The 17,156-nt window shown below is 70.4% G+C and carries 13 protein-coding genes; 1 reads left to right on the top strand and 12 read right to left on the bottom strand.

Features of this window, described 5'->3' with window-relative positions:
* Positions 1 to 89: 89 nt before the first annotated feature.
* The 3 genes from AC3WOE_RS16815 to AC3WOE_RS16825 all read right to left on the bottom strand — a co-directional run bounded on the left by AC3WOE_RS16815 (position 90) and on the right by AC3WOE_RS16825 (position 4,427).
* Positions 90 to 2,450 (bottom strand): penicillin acylase family protein, encoded by a 2,361-nt coding sequence (locus tag AC3WOE_RS16815; RefSeq protein WP_492691999.1) that lies wholly within the window; start codon positions 2,448 to 2,450, stop codon positions 90 to 92.
* A complete protein-coding gene (locus AC3WOE_RS16820; RefSeq protein ID WP_492692001.1) occupies positions 2,450 to 3,238 on the bottom strand; it encodes an SDR family oxidoreductase in 789 nt (262 codons plus the stop codon). The genes AC3WOE_RS16815 and AC3WOE_RS16820 overlap by 1 nt, the downstream gene beginning before the upstream one ends.
* 76 nt (positions 3,239 to 3,314) lie before the next feature.
* Positions 3,315 to 4,427: an ABC transporter substrate-binding protein gene (locus AC3WOE_RS16825; RefSeq protein WP_492692003.1), complete on the bottom strand. Its 1,113-nt coding sequence runs from the start codon at positions 4,425 to 4,427 to the stop codon at positions 3,315 to 3,317.
* 190 nt (positions 4,428 to 4,617) lie between these two features.
* Here AC3WOE_RS16825 and AC3WOE_RS16830 point away from each other — a divergent pair, with 190 nt between their 5' ends.
* Positions 4,618 to 6,252: a sensor histidine kinase gene (locus AC3WOE_RS16830; protein ID WP_492692005.1), complete on the top strand. Its 1,635-nt coding sequence runs from the start codon at positions 4,618 to 4,620 to the stop codon at positions 6,250 to 6,252.
* Here the strand turns inward: AC3WOE_RS16830 and AC3WOE_RS16835 are convergent.
* From AC3WOE_RS16835 to AC3WOE_RS16875, 9 genes are all read right to left on the bottom strand, one after another.
* The gene (locus AC3WOE_RS16835) at positions 6,246 to 6,446 is read right to left on the bottom strand and encodes a hypothetical protein (protein WP_492692007.1); all 201 of its coding nucleotides are present in this window, start codon (positions 6,444 to 6,446) and stop codon (positions 6,246 to 6,248) included. The two genes, AC3WOE_RS16830 and AC3WOE_RS16835, sit on opposite strands and share 7 nt — an antisense overlap.
* Positions 6,447 to 6,501: 55 nt before the next feature.
* Positions 6,502 to 7,998 carry a sucrose phosphorylase gene (gene gtfA / locus AC3WOE_RS16840; protein WP_492692008.1) on the bottom strand — a complete coding sequence of 499 codons (1,497 nt, stop codon included), beginning with the start codon at positions 7,996 to 7,998 and terminating at the stop codon, positions 6,502 to 6,504.
* The gene (locus tag AC3WOE_RS16845) at positions 7,995 to 9,326 is read right to left on the bottom strand and encodes an MFS transporter (RefSeq protein ID WP_492692010.1); all 1,332 of its coding nucleotides are present in this window, start codon (positions 9,324 to 9,326) and stop codon (positions 7,995 to 7,997) included. The genes gtfA and AC3WOE_RS16845 overlap by 4 nt, the downstream gene beginning before the upstream one ends.
* Positions 9,323 to 10,246, bottom strand: coding sequence for a carbohydrate kinase family protein (locus tag AC3WOE_RS16850; protein ID WP_492692011.1), 924 nt, complete (start codon positions 10,244 to 10,246; stop codon positions 9,323 to 9,325). The genes AC3WOE_RS16845 and AC3WOE_RS16850 overlap by 4 nt, the downstream gene beginning before the upstream one ends.
* A gap of 120 nt (positions 10,247 to 10,366) precedes the next feature.
* On the bottom strand, positions 10,367 to 11,515 hold the full coding sequence (galK, locus tag AC3WOE_RS16855; protein WP_492692012.1) for a galactokinase: 1,149 nt from the start codon (positions 11,513 to 11,515) through the stop codon (positions 10,367 to 10,369).
* The gene (locus AC3WOE_RS16860; protein WP_492692013.1) at positions 11,512 to 12,546 is read right to left on the bottom strand and encodes a UDP-glucose--hexose-1-phosphate uridylyltransferase; all 1,035 of its coding nucleotides are present in this window, start codon (positions 12,544 to 12,546) and stop codon (positions 11,512 to 11,514) included. The genes galK and AC3WOE_RS16860 overlap by 4 nt, the downstream gene beginning before the upstream one ends.
* Positions 12,543 to 14,687: an alpha-galactosidase gene (locus tag AC3WOE_RS16865; RefSeq protein WP_492692014.1), complete on the bottom strand. Its 2,145-nt coding sequence runs from the start codon at positions 14,685 to 14,687 to the stop codon at positions 12,543 to 12,545. Before AC3WOE_RS16865 ends, AC3WOE_RS16860 begins: the two co-directional genes overlap by 4 nt.
* A gap of 4 nt (positions 14,688 to 14,691) precedes the next feature.
* Entirely contained in the window at positions 14,692 to 15,828 is a 1,137-nt protein-coding gene (locus AC3WOE_RS16870) for an ABC transporter ATP-binding protein (protein WP_492692016.1), read from the bottom strand.
* A 19-nt stretch (positions 15,829 to 15,847) separates the two neighbouring features.
* Positions 15,848 to 17,155: an ABC transporter substrate-binding protein gene (locus tag AC3WOE_RS16875; RefSeq protein WP_492692017.1), complete on the bottom strand. Its 1,308-nt coding sequence runs from the start codon at positions 17,153 to 17,155 to the stop codon at positions 15,848 to 15,850.
* Between the last annotated feature and the right edge of the window lies 1 nt (position 17,156).

Genomic DNA, 17,156 nt, shown 5'->3' on the forward strand with positions numbered 1-17,156 from the left:
CCTCGCGTCGTCGTTGTCGGATGGCCAGGATTGTGCCCAGCACGCGCCCTGGCCGGCGTCCCCATTCCGCTGGAACGGGGTCGCCTGGATCAGGGGCGCAACACCAGGCGGTGCGCCGTCTCGCCGGGCAGGAACGGCAAGGGTTCGCCGGCCAGCCAGGCGGCGTGGTCGCCGCGGTAGAAGGGTGACATCGGATGGCCGCTCTGACCACCGGGGATGACGAGGATGCCGCTCTCCTCATGGCCGGGCGAGACCACCATGCGCTCGCTCTGGCCATGGCCGTGGTTGTGCACCCGCGGCATGTGGCTGTCGCCCGCCATGCCCTGCGAGGCCTGGTCCAGCCAGCCGGACAGGGCCGGCACGGCCATGCTCAGGGGGTGGCGCATGCTGGTGGTGTTGTCCGCCCCCCAGGTGGCTGCGGCCAGGCTGCCGTGTTTGCCGACCAGTTCCTGGCGGCTGTCCAGCACCGCGCGTTGCAGCAACTCGGGCCAGCTCTTGAAGGCCGCCGGCAGGGTGTCGGGCCGGGCGGCCTGGATCAGCGCCCAGCCGGGCGTCTCGGGCACCATCTTGAGGTCGGAGAGCTTGGCACCCTGGGCTTCGAGCAGGCCGGCCAGCGGGTCGAAGATGTGCTTCAGGGCCTGCAGGCGGAAGGAACGCACCAGCAGATAGCCGACCGCGTCCGGCCGCGCCGCATCGGCACTCTTCTCCACTTCGGCTCGGTAGTCCGCCAGGCCGTTGGCGGCAACGAAATCGGGCGTCAGCACCTGGTCGAGCAGCAGCTTGCGCCAGTGCTGGTGGAAGAGTGCGCGGTGGTCGAGCTGGATGGCGTGCAGGCCGGCCTCGTCGAACTTGTCCTGGGCGCGCAGGCCATCGCGGATCTGCATCGCGCGGGCGCCGAGGTCCCAACCGCCGTTGCCGACGCGCTTCATGGCTTCGCCGCCCACCATGCGCGAGTTGGCCGTCCACAGCCGGCCGTCGGCTGGGTCGACGATGCGCGGCTGCTCGGCCGCCGTCAGCCAACCCTGCCAGCGCGAACGGCCGTCGCTCCAGTCCTGCGGACGGTCCATGTCGTCGTTGCCGACGCGCTTGGGCATGGCACCGATGACGGTCCAGGCGATGCGCCCGCCGGCGTCGGCCACCAGCAGGTTCTGGGCGGGCATGCCGGCACCAGCCGCGAGCTGCACGGCCTCGTCGACGTTGGTCGCCGCCTCCATATGCATCAGGCGCAGATTCATGCCTTCGGGGTCGTGGGCCACCCAGCGCAGCACGAAGGCCTGGCCCGTCGGCGCTTTCTGGGGCATGACGGGGCCCCATTCGCTTTCCAGCACCACATGGTCGACCGCGGGCTCGCCGGCGACCTCGATGCGCTCGACCGCCTTCTGCAGCGGCTTTTCGACGTCGCCAGCCAGGTAGTGGGTACCGGCCGCATTGAGCTTGAGGGTGACGACATCGGCCCAGTCGGACGTCGTGTTCGTGAAACCCCAGGCCACATGGCCGTTGCTGCCGACGACCAACAGCGGCGCGCCCGGCAGGGTCACGCCGGCAACGTCATGGCTGCCGGCCCCGTCCTTCCATTTCATGCGCGCCTTGAACCAGGTGCCGGGGCTGCGCAGGCCCAGATGCATGTCGTCCGCCAGGATGGCCCGCCCGGCGGCACCATGGGCGGCGGCAACGGCGAAGTTGTTGCTGCCGATGTCGCGCGCATCGCGCAGGCTGCAGTCGCTGCAGGCTGTCTTGGCGGCGCGCAAGGCGTCGGGCAGCGGGCTGGCCGGCAGCGGCACGGCCGTCATGCGGCTGTCGTCCATGGCGGCCTGCCAGTCGGCGCTGTGCTGGGTCAGGAAGGCATACCAGTCGGCCGGCACGGCGTCGTGCAGCAGGCCGGTGGCAACGTCGTCGCGGCCTTGCGAGCCCTGCAGGTCGAGATACATGCCGTAGGCGACGAGAACCGTGTCGGCGGCCACCCAGGGCTGGGGCTGCTGGCGCAGCAGCAGGTATTCGGGCGGACGGGCGGACAGCGACTGGAGGCCCGCATTGACGCCGCTCACATAAGCGTCCAGCAGCGCCCGTTCGTCTGCTGGCAGGGCCGCGATGCCGACCTCGGCGCGATGGCGGAAGCGGTGCAGGCGGCGCGACTTGTCCAGCGGCAGGGCCTTGGCCCCGACCAGGGCCGACAGCTCACCCGCGGCGTTGCGGCGCATCAGGTCCATCTGGAAGAAGCGCTCCTGGGCGTGCACGAAGCCCAGGGCCCGGGCCACGTCCAGGCGGTTCTCGGCCGTGATGGTCAGGTAGCCGCGCGCATCGCGTTGCAGCTCGGCCGGCGCGCTCAGCGCGGCGAGGGCGCGCTCTCCGTCGAGTTGAGCGAGGCTGCTGCGTAGCGTCAGCCACAGGGCGAGGCCGAGCAGCAGCACGAGCAGCAGCAGGCCGATGAGGATTCGCTTGAGCCACTTCATCAGAAGCTTCCCGGGTAGTTCCCGCCGTCCAGCAGGATGTTCTGGCCAGTCAGATAGCCCGCCTGGGCGCTGCACAGCATGGCGCAGAGGGCGCCGAACTCGGCCGCCGTGCCGAAGCGCTGGGCCGGGATGGTGGCGCGGCGCCTGGCGGCGACCTCATCCACCGACTGCCCGGTCTTGGCCGCGCCGGCGGCCATGGTCTTCTTCAGGCGATCGGTGTCGAAGGCGCCGGGCAGCAGGTTGTTGATGGTCACGTTGGCACCTGCCAGGCGGGGCTGGCGGGCCAGGCCGGCGACGAAACCGGTCAGGCCCGAGCGCGCGCCGTTGGACAGGCCAAGCACGTCGATCGGCGCCTTGACGGCGCCCGAGGTGATGTTGACGACGCGACCGAAGCCGCGCGCGGCCATGCCGTCGACGGTGGCCTTGATGAGCTCGATGGGAGCCAGCATGTTGGCGTCCAGCGCCGCGATCCACTGCTCGCGACCCCAGTCGCGAAAGTCGCCCGGCGGCGGACCACCGGCGTTGTTGATCAGGATGTCGACCCGCGGGCAGGCCGCCAGCGCCGCGGCGCGGCCTTCGGGGGTGGCGATGTCACCGGCGACGGCGCGCACCTCGACGTCAGGATTCAGCGCCCGCAGCGCCTCGGCCGTGGCCAGCAGGTCGGCCTCGCCGCGTGCCGTGATGACGACGTTGACACCCTCGGCCACCAGGGCCTCGGCGCAACCGCGCCCCAGGCCCTTGCTCGCCGCGCAGACCAGGGCCCAATGGCCCTTCAAACCCAGATCCATGTCAGCTCCCCCGGCCGCCATGCGCGGCCTGAACAGGCCCGCATCATCGCGCGGTCGCAGGCGCTTCGCCCCAAGCTCAACGCTTGAACTTGCCTTCCTCGCCGATGATGGACACGTCGGTGTATTCCAGGCCGTTGTGGTCCTTGTCGGTGTAGTGCACCTGCAGGCCGCCGAGGTCGATGCGGGCACCGTCCAGCGCCTTGACCAGGCTCTCGCGGGTGATCTCCTTGCCCTGTGAGCGCTTGAGCGCCTCGACCACGAGCTTGGCGGCGGCATAGCCCTCGATGTGGGCCGGCGTCAGCTCGTTGCGGCCGGCGGACTTGGCCAGCAGCAGCGCTTCCCGCACCATCAGGTTGGCGGTCGAGCGCTCGTAGGGGAAAAGCTGGGTGACGATGACGCCACGGCCTTCGTTGCCCAGGGACTTCACGAAATCGGCCGAGGCGTTGTTGGACAGTGTCGCCACGTGGGCCGTCGAGCCGGCGGCGCGCAGCGCCTGCACGCCTTCCACGACGGCGTAGGCGGGGCCGATCAGCACGACGGCTTCGATGCCGGCCTTGGCGATGGCCTGCATGGTCGGCGCCAGGTCGGGCTTGTTGCGGTCGAAGCGCAGGTTGGACAGCGCCCGCAGCTTGATGTCGTCCAGGCCCTTGATGGCGCCCTTGCCGGCGTCGTTGCCGAAGGGATCGTTGACCTGCACGATGGTCATGCGCTTGACGCCGATGCTGGCCAGGTTCTTGACCGCCTTCTCGGCTTCCTTCTGGTAGCTGGCACGCAGGTGGTAGACCCAGGGCTGCACGGGGTCACGCAGGCTGGCGGCGCCGGTGGCAGGCGCCAGCAGCGGCAGCTTGTTTTCCTTCAGCACCGGCAGCATGGCCTCGGTCGTCCCGGTGCCGCGGCTCAGCATCAGGGCCAGCACGCCCTGGCTGGCCAAGGCCTTGGCACCCGCGACGGCGGTCGCGTTGTCGTATTTGTCGTCCTGCGTGACGAGCTCGATGTTCTGACCCTTGATGCCGCCCTGGGCATTGATCGAGTCGAAATAGAGCTTCGCGCCCTCGGCGCTTTCCTGCACCACGCTGGCGACGGGACCGGTAAACCCGGCCACCATGCCAATGCGCAGCTGCGCGAAAGCGACGTTCGATGTTCCGATGCAGGCAGCGAAAAAGGCCGCCAGGCCAACCCAACGCTTCACTGTTTTTCTCCAGGACAAGCGCCGTTAGGGCGCGTTTATGGCGGCGGATTGTGCGGCCAGCCCCCCTCCCCCCAGCAGCCCCTCTCCCCCAGGAAAAACCCGGCCCTCACCGGGTCCGAATGCGCATTTGCACCGCTTTTGCCCGGCCTACACTCAGGCCGCCGCCGCGACCACCCGGCCGCACGCGCCCATGCCGGAAAGCCCCCTGCCCCCGCCGCCCATCGCCCTGCCCCGCGCGCCTGCCCCCGCGTTCGGCTGGCAGCGCAGTTCCCTGACCTTCGCCGTCGTGCTGGCCCTGCTGCTGGGCCTGCTGCTGCCGACGACGGCCGTGCTGCTCTACGACGGGCAGAAAACGCGCGCCACGGCGATGGAAGACCTCAAGCGCGACCTGTCGCGCGCCACCGAGGTGATGGCGCTGTCGCTGGCCGAGCCGGTCTGGCAGGTGTCGCCCGACCTGGCCGACCCCATGGTCAAGGCCCAGATGGACGACCCACGCTTCGTGTCCGTGCAGGTCGTCGAGCCGGCTTCCTCGGCGCCCTTCCTGTCGCAACAGCGCGCCGGCGACAAGCCCGATGCCGACCTGGTGCTGAGTCAGACCCGCCCCATCCAGCGCGACGGCCGCGAGATCGCCAAGCTGACGGTCAGCATGAGCGCAGCCCCGCTGCTGCAGGCCAAGCAGGCCGAGGTCTGGCGCACGGTCTGGCGCAGCGTGCTGACGCTGACGCTGTCCCTGGTGCTGATGCTGTGGGTGTTGCAGCGCTACGTGATGCGGCCCATGACCGACCTGACCAGTGCGGCCGAGGCCCTGGCGGCCGGCCGGCTGGACCAGCCGCTGCGCGTGGAAGGCGCCGACGAGATCGCGCGCGTGGGCGCGGCCATGGAGCGCATGCGCCAGGCCCTGCTGTCGGCCTTCGAGGCCCTGCGCCAGCACAACCTGAATCTGGAAGAGACGGTGACCCAGCGCACGGCCGAGCTGACGGCCAGCAATGCCGAGCTGTCGGAAGCGCTCGAGACGCTGCAGAAGGCCCAGCGCGAGCTGGTCGAGTCGGAAAAGCTGGCTTCACTGGGCCGGCTGGTGGCCGGCGTCGCCCACGAGCTGAACACGCCGCTGGGCAATGCGCTGACCGTCGTGTCGGCCCTCGACGACCGCTACAAGCAGCTCGAGGCCATGCTGTCGGGTTCGACGCAGCTGCGCCGCAGCACGCTGGAGGAACTGGCCCGCGACACGCGGCGCGGCCAGGACATCCTGCAGCGCAATGTGCAGAAGGCCGCCGACCTGGTGCGCGACTTCAAGCAGGTGGCCATCGACCAGACCGCCGACCTGCGGCGCGATTTCGACCTCGCCAAGGTGGTCGAGGACGTCATGGTGATGGTCGAGCCCAGCTTCAAGCACACGCCCTTCGTCATCGACACCGAGCTGCGCCACGGCCTGGTCATGAACAGCTATCCGGGCGCCCTGGGCCAGGTGTTGACCAATCTGCTGATGAACGCGCTGCTGCACGGCTTCGAAGGCGCCGAGCAGGGGCGCGTCCGGGTCCACTGCGCGGCGCTGGACGACCAGCACGTCGAGCTCAGCGTGACCGACGATGGCCGCGGCATGGACGAGTCGGTGCGGCGGCGCATCTTCGACCCCTTCTTCACGACCAAGCTCGGCACCGGCGGCTCGGGCCTGGGCATGCACATCGTGCACAGCATCGTCACCAATGTGCTGGGCGGCCAGATCGAGGTGCGCTCCTCGCTCGGCCATGGCACGCAGATGCTGATGAAGCTGCCGCTGCTGGCGCCTCAGCGCGCCACGCCGGCCTCAGAAGCCCAGATTCACTGAGAAGCGGCGGAAGCCGGCGCCGGGGGCGCGTCGACGGCAGCCACGGCGGCCGATGCGGCAGAAGCCGCCGGCTCATGGGCGCCGGCCGTCACGTCATGCTTCTCGCCCCCCATGTCGATGTTGCCGCCGCCCTTCATCAGGATGAACAGCGCCAGCGCGGCAAACACGGCAAAGCCGACCACCATCTTCCACATGACCATCACTCCGATGTCGTTGAACTGCGGTGATTGTGGGTCGCGAGGCTGACGCTCAACTGAAGGCGAAGCATTCGACGCCGCCATCCTCGGCGCTGTGGCTGAGCTCGTGGGCCCCGGTGACGAAATTCACGCACAAGGTCGCCCAGTCGCCGCCCTGCTGCCAGCGCAGCCGCAGTTCGTCGGCGCCGCTCTCGAGCAGTTGGAAGCTGCCGCCAAAGGCCGGGTGGCGGTTGCGCAGCTTGATCAGATCGATGAGACGTCGCACGACGGGGCGCTCGCAGTCGCGGGCGATCTCGTCCTCGCCGTAGAAGTGGCGATTGATGTCGCGGCCGACCTGGGTGCGGGCCAGCAGCTCCATGTCGTTGTGGCCGGCCAGCAGACCGACGTAGTAGACCTGGGGCACGCCGGGCAGGAAGAACTGCAGGGCCCGGGCCAGCAGATAGCGGGTCTCGTCGCGACCCATGGCGTCGAAGAAGCTGCAGTTGACCTGGTAGAGGTCGAGGTTGCTGGCCGCCGCCCCGGTGGCCTTGCGGCTCTGGCCCTGGTTGGCATCGTGGATGCGGTCGACCAGTGCGTCCAGTTCCTCGGGCGGCACGAGGCCGGGGTAGGCCATGCGGTCGCCGGCATCGGCACCGATATCGATGATGCCGATGCCGTCGTGGGTGTCGAGCACGGTCAGCGCATTGGTCGGGCGGATGTTGATCCAGCGCTTCAACGCCGTGGCGGTGCCGAAGCTGAAGGCATGCAGCACCAGCGGCGGCAGGGCGAAGTCGTAGACCCAGTCGACCTGGCGGGCGATCTCGATCTGGCGCTGGTGATAGGCATGGATCTCGACCAGCACCTCGATGCCCAGCGCCCTCGCCTCCCCGGCGAACTCGGCGATGAAGTCGAAGGTCTCCGGCATCATGAAGCAGCTGGCGCCGGCCTTCTTGATGGCATAGCCGACCGCGTCGAGGCGAACCATGCGGATGCCGTTGTCGGCAAAGCGGCTCAGGATGCTGCTGAGGTAGGCACGACCCTGCGGATGCCGCACGGCGATGTCGATCTGCGCCGCCGTGAAGGTGGTCCACAGGATGCGGCGCTCACCATGCTTCAGCGTGGCATAGGTCAGCGGCAGGCCGGGCCGCGGCCGGTAGACGGCCAGCAGGTCGCGCTCGCCGGCGCCCTCGGGGAAGACGGCATCCAGCGTCAGGAACAGGCCGGCATAGGCCGACGCCTCACCCTTCTCGGAGTAGTCCTGGAACTGCGGCGACTCAGCAGACATGTGGTTGACGATGACGTCGGCCATCACGTCCAGGTCCTCGGTCAGCGCCTTGATGTCGCTCCAGTCGCCCAGGCGCGGGTCGACTTGCCTGTGGTCGATGGGATCGAAGCCGGCATCCGCGCCATCGATGGCATGGAAGAAGGGCAGCAGGTGCACGCCGCCGAACACACCCGCAAGCGGCGAGCCGGGCTGGCCGAGCAGGTTCTTCAGCCGCGCCAGGTCGGCGCCGTCGCGACGGCCACCCAGGCGGTCGACATAGGTGATGAGCTGGACTTGGTTCTTCATTTCGCGTTGGAGTCAGAAGTTTTCACGCGCAGCACGCACAGGGCGGCCAGGGCGAGCAGCACGCCGGCCAGGCGGATGACGTTCTCGGGGCGGCCGCCGAGCAGGCCGTCATAGAGCAGCGGCAGCGTCAGGGACTGGATGAGCATCGGGATCACGATGAACATGTTGAAGATGCCCATGTAGACCCCGGCGCGCTCGGGCGGGATGCTGCCGGCCAGCAGCACATAGGGGTTGCCCATGATGGAACCCCAGGCCAGGCCGATGCCCACCATGGGCAGGAAGAGCCAGGCCTTGTTCTCGGCCCCGTGGATGCCGGGCAGCATCCACATGCCGACGGCCGCACAGGCCAGGGCAAAGGCATGCACCCATTTCGCGCCGAGGCGCTTGGTGAAGGGCACCATCGCGAAGGCGGCGACGAAGGCAATGACGTTGTAGAAGCCGCCGACCTGGCCGTTCAGCAGGGCCGCGTCGCGAAAGCCGGCGCTCTTGGCGTCGTCGGTGCCGAAGATGGTGGCCGCCAGCGTCGGCACGATGTAGATCCAGTAGCAGACCATGCCGTACCACTGGAACAGGGCCATCCACCACAGCCGGCGCATCGTCGGCGGCATCTCGCGCAGCGCCTGCCAGATCTCGGCCAGCGCCGGCCCCAAGCCGCGCGGCAGCGCCCGCAGGCGTGCCACTTCCTCGGGCGGCAGCGGCAACTCGGGCACGCGGCGGATGGACCAGTACACCGTCGTGAAGGACAGCAGCGCGCCGACCACGAAGGCCAGCGTCGTGACCACCGGAATGCCGTTGGCGCCCAGGGCGTCCTTGTTCATGCCCAGTCCGACGAGGATGCTGGGCGTCAGATACGCCAGGGTCTGGGCCAGGCCGGTGAAGGAGGCCTGGGTCAGGAAGCCGCTGGCATGCTGCTCCTCGCGCAGGCGGTCGCTGACGTAGGCGCGGTAGGGCTCCATCGTCACGTTGTTGGCGGCGTCCAGGATCCACAGCAGGCCGGCGGCGAACCACAGCGTCGGGCTGAAGGGCATCAGCAGCAGGCCGAGGGAACAGAGCAGCGCACCGATCAGGAAGTAAGGCGTGCGCCGGCCCATGCGGTGGGTCGTGCGGTCGCTCATCGCGCCGATGACGGGCTGCACCAGCAGCCCCGTGATGGGACCGGCCAGCCACAGATAGGGCAGGTCCTTGCCCTCGGCGCCGAGCATCTGGTAGATCGGGCTCATGCTGGCCTGCTGCAGGCCGAAGCTGAACTGGATGCCGAGGAAGCCGACATTCATGTTGACGATCTGGCCAACCGACAGGCGCGGCTTGTCGACGAAGGGGGTGCTCATGTCAGGGCCTCCTCGGGCTCGATGCGCAGGGCCTGCAAGGCCTCGCGCCAGGGTTGCAGCGCGGCCGGATCGGCCGGCAGGGGCCCGCGCAGCCCGCAGATCGCCCCGGCGTAGCGGTTGGCCAGGCCCAGCGTGACGGCCAGCGGCCGCCGCAGCGCCAGGCCCGCCAGCAGCATGGCCGTGAAGGCATCACCGGCGCCGACCGTGTCCACCAGCCGCGGCAGGGCCGCGCCCTCGCCCGCCGCCAGCGTGTCACCCGTCGGGCCCAGCAGTGCATAGCCGGCCGCGCCGCGCGTCAGCACCAGACGCTGCAGCGCAAAGCGACCCATCAGCGCCGCGATGCCCTCGGGGGCAAACCAGTCCAGCAGCACGGCCAGTTCGTCCTCGTTGACCTTGACCCAGTCGGCCAGCATCAGCGACTCGGCGGCCAGCTCCCGCAGTTCCAGCCCCGGACGCAGGTTCAGGTCGAGGAAGGCCAGGCCGCGCGCCTGCTTGACCGCCGCCCGCAGGCTGGCCCGCGATGTCGCGCTGCGCTGGGCCAGCGTGCCGAAGTAGACGATGACGTCCTCGCGCACCCCGCCCGGCGCTTCGATGTGGTCCCAGGCCGCGTCGGCGTGGATCTCGAAACTGTGGCCGCCGTCGGCCTGTTCATGCACGCTGACGCGACCGGTCGCGTGGCTGGCGTCGCGTTGCAGGCCGGCCGTGTCCAGGCCGTAGCGGCGGGCGCTGTCCAGCAGCAGCCGGCCAGCGGCGTCGTCAGCACCGATGCGGCTGACGAAACGCACCGGTGCGCCCAGCCAGGACAGCGACCGCGCCACGTTGAAGGGCGCGCCGCCCGGCACGGCGCCGTCCCTGAACTCGTCGACCAAGGCCTCGCCAAGCACGAGGACGGCCCGGTCTGCCGGCTGCGCCGATTGCATTGCTGTCTCCTGTCGTTGTCGCCGCGCCTTCTCCCAGGGGGACTGGCGCATGGCCGGATTGTGGATCTTTGGAGACTCGATTGCAATCGATTGCAAATCAGGGAAAACCAGCGCGCGAGCTCAGCACGCGCCGGCGCCGGCACTGGCCCGACAGACCCAGACGGTGGGCGCTTCGCCACCGGGCGAGCGGTAGCCGGCCTCGACCGCCGCCCGCGCCGCGCCGACGCGCCCGCTGGGCATCAGGCCCACCACGCAACCACCGAAGCCGCCGCCCGTCATGCGCGCCCCACCCTCCGGGCCGATGGCCTGCTGCAGGATCTCGACGAGCCGGTCGACGGCGGGCACGGTGATCTCGAAATCGTCGCGCATGGACACGTGCGAGGCCGCCATCAGCCGGCCCAGCGCCGTCAGGTCGCCGGCGGCCAGGGCCTGGGCCGCCGCCTGGGTGCGGGCGTTCTCGGTGACGATATGCCGGGCGCGACGGTAGACCACGTCGTCCAGGCCCGCGGCGCCGGCTTGCAGCCGCTGCAGGTCGACGTCCCGCAGCGCCGCCACGCCGTAGTGCCGCGCGGCGGCCTCGCACTGGCGGCGGCGGGTGTTGTATTCGCTCTCCACCAAGCCGCGCTGGACGCGCGAGTGCACGATCATGACGGCCAGATCGGGCGGCAGCGGCACGGAAACGGCGGCCAGGCTGCGGCAGTCGATCAGCAGTGCGTGGCCGGCCTCGCCGCGGGCGGAGATGAGCTGGTCCATGATGCCGCAGTTGCAGCCGACGAATTCGTTCTCGGCGCGCTGGGCGGTCAAAGCCAGCGTCGTCGGGTCGAGGTCCAGGCCGTGCAGCGACTTGAAAGCCTGGCCGACGGCCACCTCGAAGGAGGCCGACGAGGACAGGCCTGCCCCCTGCGGCACGTCGCCGGCCACGGCGAGGTCGGCCCCGCGCAGCGGCAGGCCGCGGGCTGCCAGCATCTGCACCATGCCACGGGCGTAGTTGGCCCAGGCGGCGTCCTCGCGGTGCGGGATGGCCGTGCCGATGCGGAAGCGGTCGATGGCGCCGTCATAGTCGGCCGCGACGATCTGCACCTGGTCGTCCTTGCGCGGCCGCGCGGCGATGCGGGTGCCGAAATCGATGGCGCAGGGCAGCACGAAGCCATCGTTGTAGTCGGTGTGCTCGCCGATCAGGTTGACCCGACCCGGCGCCTGCACGCGCAGCGTGGGCTCGACGCCAAAGGCGGCACGGAAGGCCTCGTCCGCGCGTTCGCGGGGTGTCATGCCAGCTCCCGATAGTGGACATCGCTGACAGCCCGCAGCCGCTCGGCCGCCTGCTCGGGCGTCAGGTCGCGCTGGGCCTCGGCCAGCATCTCGAAGCCGACCATGAACTTGCGCACCGTGGCCGAGCGCAGCAGCGGCGGGTAGAAGTGGGCGTGCAACTGCCAGGGTCGTGCATCGCCGGTGTCGAAGGGTGCGCCGTGCCAGCCCATCGAGTACGGGAAGGCGCAGCGGAACAGGTTGTCGTAGCGCGAGGTCAGGCGCTTGAGCGCATCGGCGAGGCTGGTGCGCTGCGCCGGCGTGAGCTGCGGCAGGCACTGCACGGCGAAGCGCGGCAGCAACAGGGTCTCGAAGGGCCAGGTGGCCCAGAAGGGCACCACCGCCAGCCAGTCCTCGTTCTGCACCACCACGCGCTCGCCGCCGGCCTCGCGCTCGGCCACGTCGAGCAACAGCGGGCGCCCCTCGGCGGCGAAATAGCCGCGCTGGTGGACGTCCTCGGTGGCCGCCTCGTTGGGCAGGAAGCCGGTGGCCCAGATCTGACCGTGCGGATGGGGCTGGGAGCAGCCCATGATCTCGCCCTTGTTCTCGAACACCTGCACCCAGGCGTGGTCGCGGCCGAGCTCGGAGCTCTGGGCGCACCAGGTGTCGACGACGGCGACGATCTCGGCCTGCGACAGCTCGGGCAGGGTGCGCGAGTGGTCGGGCGAGAAGCAGATGACGCGGCTGGTGCCGCGCGCGGCCTGGGTCTGCAACAGTGCGTCGCCGGCCGGCGCCTCGGGCACCTCGGGCATCAGCGCCGCATGGTCGTTCGTGAAGACGAAGGTGCCACGGTAGTCCGGGTTGACTTGGCCATTGACGCGGGTGTTGCCGGCACAGAGGTAGCAGGCCGGGTCATGGCGCGGCAGCTGGACGTCCGAGCGGGCCTCTTCCCGCCCCTGCCAGGGCCGCTTGGCGCGATGGGGCGAGACGAGCACCCACTGGCCAGTCAGCGGGTTGCGGCGGCGGTGGGAATGCTCGGCGGGGTCGAAGCTCATAGCCGTTCCAGGTGCACGACGAAGCAGGTCTCGGCGACCGAGCGCGGCAGCGGCAGGCCGGCCTGGGCCAGCCAGGCGCCGTCGAGCTCGACGCCCTGCTCCAGCGCGTCGAAGAAAGGCGCCGAAGGGCCGAAACCGTCGTGGCCGGTGGGCGGTGCCTGGCGCACGCGCGTGACGCGGTAGCGGGCGCCGGCGTCCAGCATGGGCAGGCGGGCGGCGGGGTTGTACTTGAAGCTGCTCGGCTCGGTGCGGTAGACCATCAGCAGCAGCTCATCGGCCGCCTCGTCGCCATGGGCCTGCCACACCAGCCCGTCGCCAGCCTCGCCCAGCCATACGCGGCCGTGGTGCAGGCGCTCGCGCCAGCGCTTGTAGAGCGCGATCCACTGCGACACCTCGGTGCGCGTGGCGTCGTCGAAGAGACGCGCGTCCAGCTCGACGCCGAGGTGGCCCGGCAGCGCGACGGCGGCGCGGAAGGCCATGCTCTGCGTGCGGCCGGTCGTGTGGGCCGGCGAAGTGCCGATGTGGGCGCCCATGATCTCGGGCGGGAAGAACTGCAGGAAGCCGCGCTGCATGGCCACGCGCGACAGCGCGTCGATGCAGTCGCTGGTCCAGACGCGGTGGCTGTGGCGCAGCACGCCGAAGTCGATGCGCCCGCCTCCGCCCGAGCAGCTCTCGATCTCGACCGCGGGATGGGCGGCGCGCAGCCGGTCCATCAACGCGTAGGCGGCGTCCACCTGGGCCCGGTAGCCGGCGCTGCCGTCGGCCAGGCCGGCGGTGGTCAGGTCGCGGTTGTGGTCCCACTTCAGGTAGGCGATGGGGTGAGCCGCCAGCAGCGCGGCGATCTTGCGGAACAGGTGGTCCGACACCTCGGGCCGCGAGATGTCCAGCACCAGCTGGTTGCGTGCGGTGATCAGCGGCCGGCCGGCGAGCTGCAGGGCCCAGTCGGGATGGGCGCGGAACAGCTCGCTGTCGGGGTTGACCATCTCGGGCTCGACCCACAGGCCGAACTCCATGCCCAGCCCGTTCACGTGGGCGACCAGCTCGCCCAGGCCTTGCGGGAACTTGGTCGCGTCGGGCCACCAGTCGCCCAGGCCGGCGCGGTCGTGGTGGCGGGCGTTGAACCAGCCGTCGTCCAGCACGAAGCGCTCCACCCCCAGGCCGGCGGCGGCGGTGGCGAGTTCCTTCACCTTCTCCGGCTGGATGTCGAAGTAGAAGCCCTCCCAGGTGTTGAGATGCACGGGCCGCGGCCTCATCGCGCCGCCATGCCAGGGCAGCCGGGCACGCAGTTCGGCGTGGAAGTTGGCGGCCAGGCCGTTCAGGCCTTCGGTGGAGCAGCTGGCGACCAGCTCGGGCGTCGTCACCGTGGCACCGGGCGCCAGGCGCAGCTCGCCGGGCGCCAGCCATTCGCCGAACTGCCACTGGTACTGGCCGTCGTTCAGCCATTCGATGGTCTGGGCATGGTTGCCCGACCAGGCCAGGTGGGCACCATAGACCAGGCCGGCATGGGTGGTGGCACCGGGCGCCGTGACGACGGCACCGGGGAAGCAGTCCTGCGTCGTGCGGCCGCGCCGGCTCTCACGCCGCCACAGCGAGCGCGTCAGCGCCTCGGTCTGCAGCAGGAACTCGTGCATGTGCTGGCCGGCGTAGAAGCGCACCTGCTCGGCATCGCCCGGCAGCGGCAGCGTGGCGGCTGCCAGCCATTGCACGTCGAGTTCGCTGGCGCCGAGGTTGGTCAGCGTCGATCGTGCGACGAGCACGTCGCTGGCCTCGTCCAGGCGCAGCTGCAGGTCCAGGCGCAGTTGGGCGACCGTGTCGGTCAGCTGCAGCACGACGGCGCGGCCGGGCTCCGTCCACTCGACCTCGCAGCGCGTGAAGGCCTGGGCGAAGTCGCGCCCGCCGCGGTGGGCCAGCAGCGCGCTCTGGCCGAACCAGCCGACGCCGAAGGTGGGCGCCACCGTCAGCGGCTGGTCGACGTCCAGCATGAAGGACGGCAGCGGCCGCGCCTCGCGCAGCGCCGCGCCGGGGTCGATGCCGTCGGGCAGGCGCGGGCCCCAGTAGCGCCACAGCGGCGCCTCGCCGGGTGGCAGTTCGAGGACAAGGCTGCTGCGGCGGCCGTGAAGAAACAGGAAGTCGGTACTCATGGGTTCAGGCGGCTTCGGGCAGGCGCAGGTCGGGCGCGGGGATGCAGCGTGGCAGGGCCAGCCCCTGTCCGTCAAACAGGTGCAGGGCCGTGGCCGGCAGCGTGACGGCGATGCGCTGGCCGGCATCGGCATGGGCCTGGCCGGGTGCCTTCACGGTCAGCTCGCCGTCGAGGTAGAGGTAGGTGGACTCGCCCAGGCGCTCCTGCCAGCGCACCTCGCGGACGATGTGCTGGCTGGCCGTGCCGGGCTCGGCATGCTCGGGCCGCACGCCCACGGTGACGGGCGCACCGGCGGGCAAGGCGGCAGCATCGACGGCCACCTCCAGCAGCTCGCCCGTGGCCAGGCGCACGCGGGCGCCGTCGCCGCGCCCTTCCACCAGCGTGGCCGGCAGGAAGTTCATCCGGGGCGAACCGATGAAGCCGGCCACGAAGAGGTTGCGCGGCCGGTGGTAGAGCTCCAGCGGCGAGCCGCACTGGGCCACGCTGCCCTCGCGGGCGACGGCCTCGCCGGCGTTGAGCAGCAGGATGCGGTCGGCCAGCGTCATGGCCTCGACCTGGTCGTGCGTCACGTAGATGGTGCTGGCGCGGCCGAAGTCGCGGTGGATCTTGGCGATCTCGAAGCGGGTCTGCACGCGCAGCGCGGCGTCGAGGTTGGACAGCGGTTCGTCGAACAGGAAGACGCCGGGCTCGCGCATGATGGCGCGCCCGATGGCCACGCGCTGGCGCTGGCCGCCGGACAGGGCCTTGGGCTTGCGGTCCAGCAGGGCCTGCAGCTGCAGCTTGGCGGCCACGCCTTGGACCTTGGCGCGGATGGTGGCCTTGTCGACCCCGGCCAGGCTCAGGCCGAAGCCCAGGTTCTCCTCGACGCTCAGGTGCGGGAACAGCGCATAGCTCTGGAACACCATGGCCACGCCGCGCTTGGCGGGCGGCGTGTCGTTCATGCGCTGGCCGCCGATGCGCAGCTCGCCGGCGCTGATCTCCTCCAGGCCCGCCACCATGCGCAGCAGCGTGGACTTGCCGCAGCCGCTGGGGCCGACGAAGACGCAGAACTCGCCGTCGCGGATGTGCAGGTCGACGTTGCGGATGACGGGCACGCCGCCGGCGTAGGTCTTGCAGACGGAGCTGAGTTCGATGCCGGCCATGGGGGCTTTCGTTGGGCGTTCAGGGTTGCAGCAGGCGCTGCACGCGGGCGTCCACCCTGCGCAGGGCGGTGGCGGCGTCGACCTTGCCGATCAGCACGCCCTCGATGGCCGTGCCCACCCAGTCGTAGATCTCGGCGCCATGGTCGGCGATGGGCATTGGGAAGTTGCGCTCGTGGCTCATGGCCAGGAAGGCCGCGCTGTCCACGCCGCGCCTGGCCTGGGCCTGCACGGCCAGCTCGGCCATGCCCTTCAGCGCCGGGTAGGTGACGCCGGCCTCGGCCACCAGGCGCTGACACGTCGGCGTGGCCATGAATCGCACCCACTGCCACGCCTCTTCCTTGACCTTGGAGCCGGCCCAGACGGAGTCGCCCAGGCCGTTCATCATGCTGGCCCGCTTGCCGATGGGCCCCACCGGCAGCGGCACCCAGGCATGGCGGAAGCGCGCGTTGCGAGCGAAGTTGGCGATCATCCAGGAGCCCTCGGGCACCATGGCCGCCTTGCCGGCGATGAACATGGCGGCCGAGCCCAGCGAGCGGGTCAGCTCGAAGGGCGCCGACACGCCCTTGGCCGGCAGGCTGGCGATGTAGCCGATGGTCTGGGCCAGGCGCGGGTCGTCGTAGTGCAGGCGCGGCGACCATGGCTGGTCCTGCAGCGTGAAGCCGGTGGACGCGGCGAAATGGCTCCACTCGGTCTGGCCCAGCGCGCCGCCGGGGCCGGGGGTCTGGAAGCCGTAGACCTTGACGCGGCGGCGGTCGAAGCCGGGGTCTGCCGCCGAACGGCCGTCGCGGTCGCGCGAGAGGCGGCGGGCGATGCGCTCGAAGCTGCCCCCGTCCACCGGGTTCCAGGTCATGGACCAGAGCTCCTCGCGCGTGACGCCGGCCCGTTCGGCCATCTCCAGGTTGACGGCCAGGGCCACCATGTCCCAGTCCTTGGGCAGGCCATACTGGCCGCCGGACCGGCCCCAGATGTTGAAGGCGCCCGGCACATAGGACTCGGGATCCAAGGGCTCGCGCTTCAGATAGGGCGCGAGGTCCAGCAGCTGGCCGTTCTTCATCAGCTCGGGGAACTTGGCCAGATGGTTGACGAAGACGTCGGGCGCGGTGCCGGCGATGAAGCCGGTGGACAGGGCCGTCCAGTAGTCCGCCCAGCCGGCCTGCTGGAACTTGATGGTGATGCCGGGGTGCTGCTGCTCGAAGCGCTGGGCGCACTGGCGGTAGGCGGGCTGCTGGTCGGAGTCCCACAGCATGTAGCGCACCTCGACGGCCTGAGCCAGCGATGAGGCGACCAGACAGGCCAGAGCCAGGCTTGCGGCAATGAGTCGCTTCATC

The sequence above is a fragment of the Roseateles sp. FW305-36 genome (assembly GCF_058787015.1).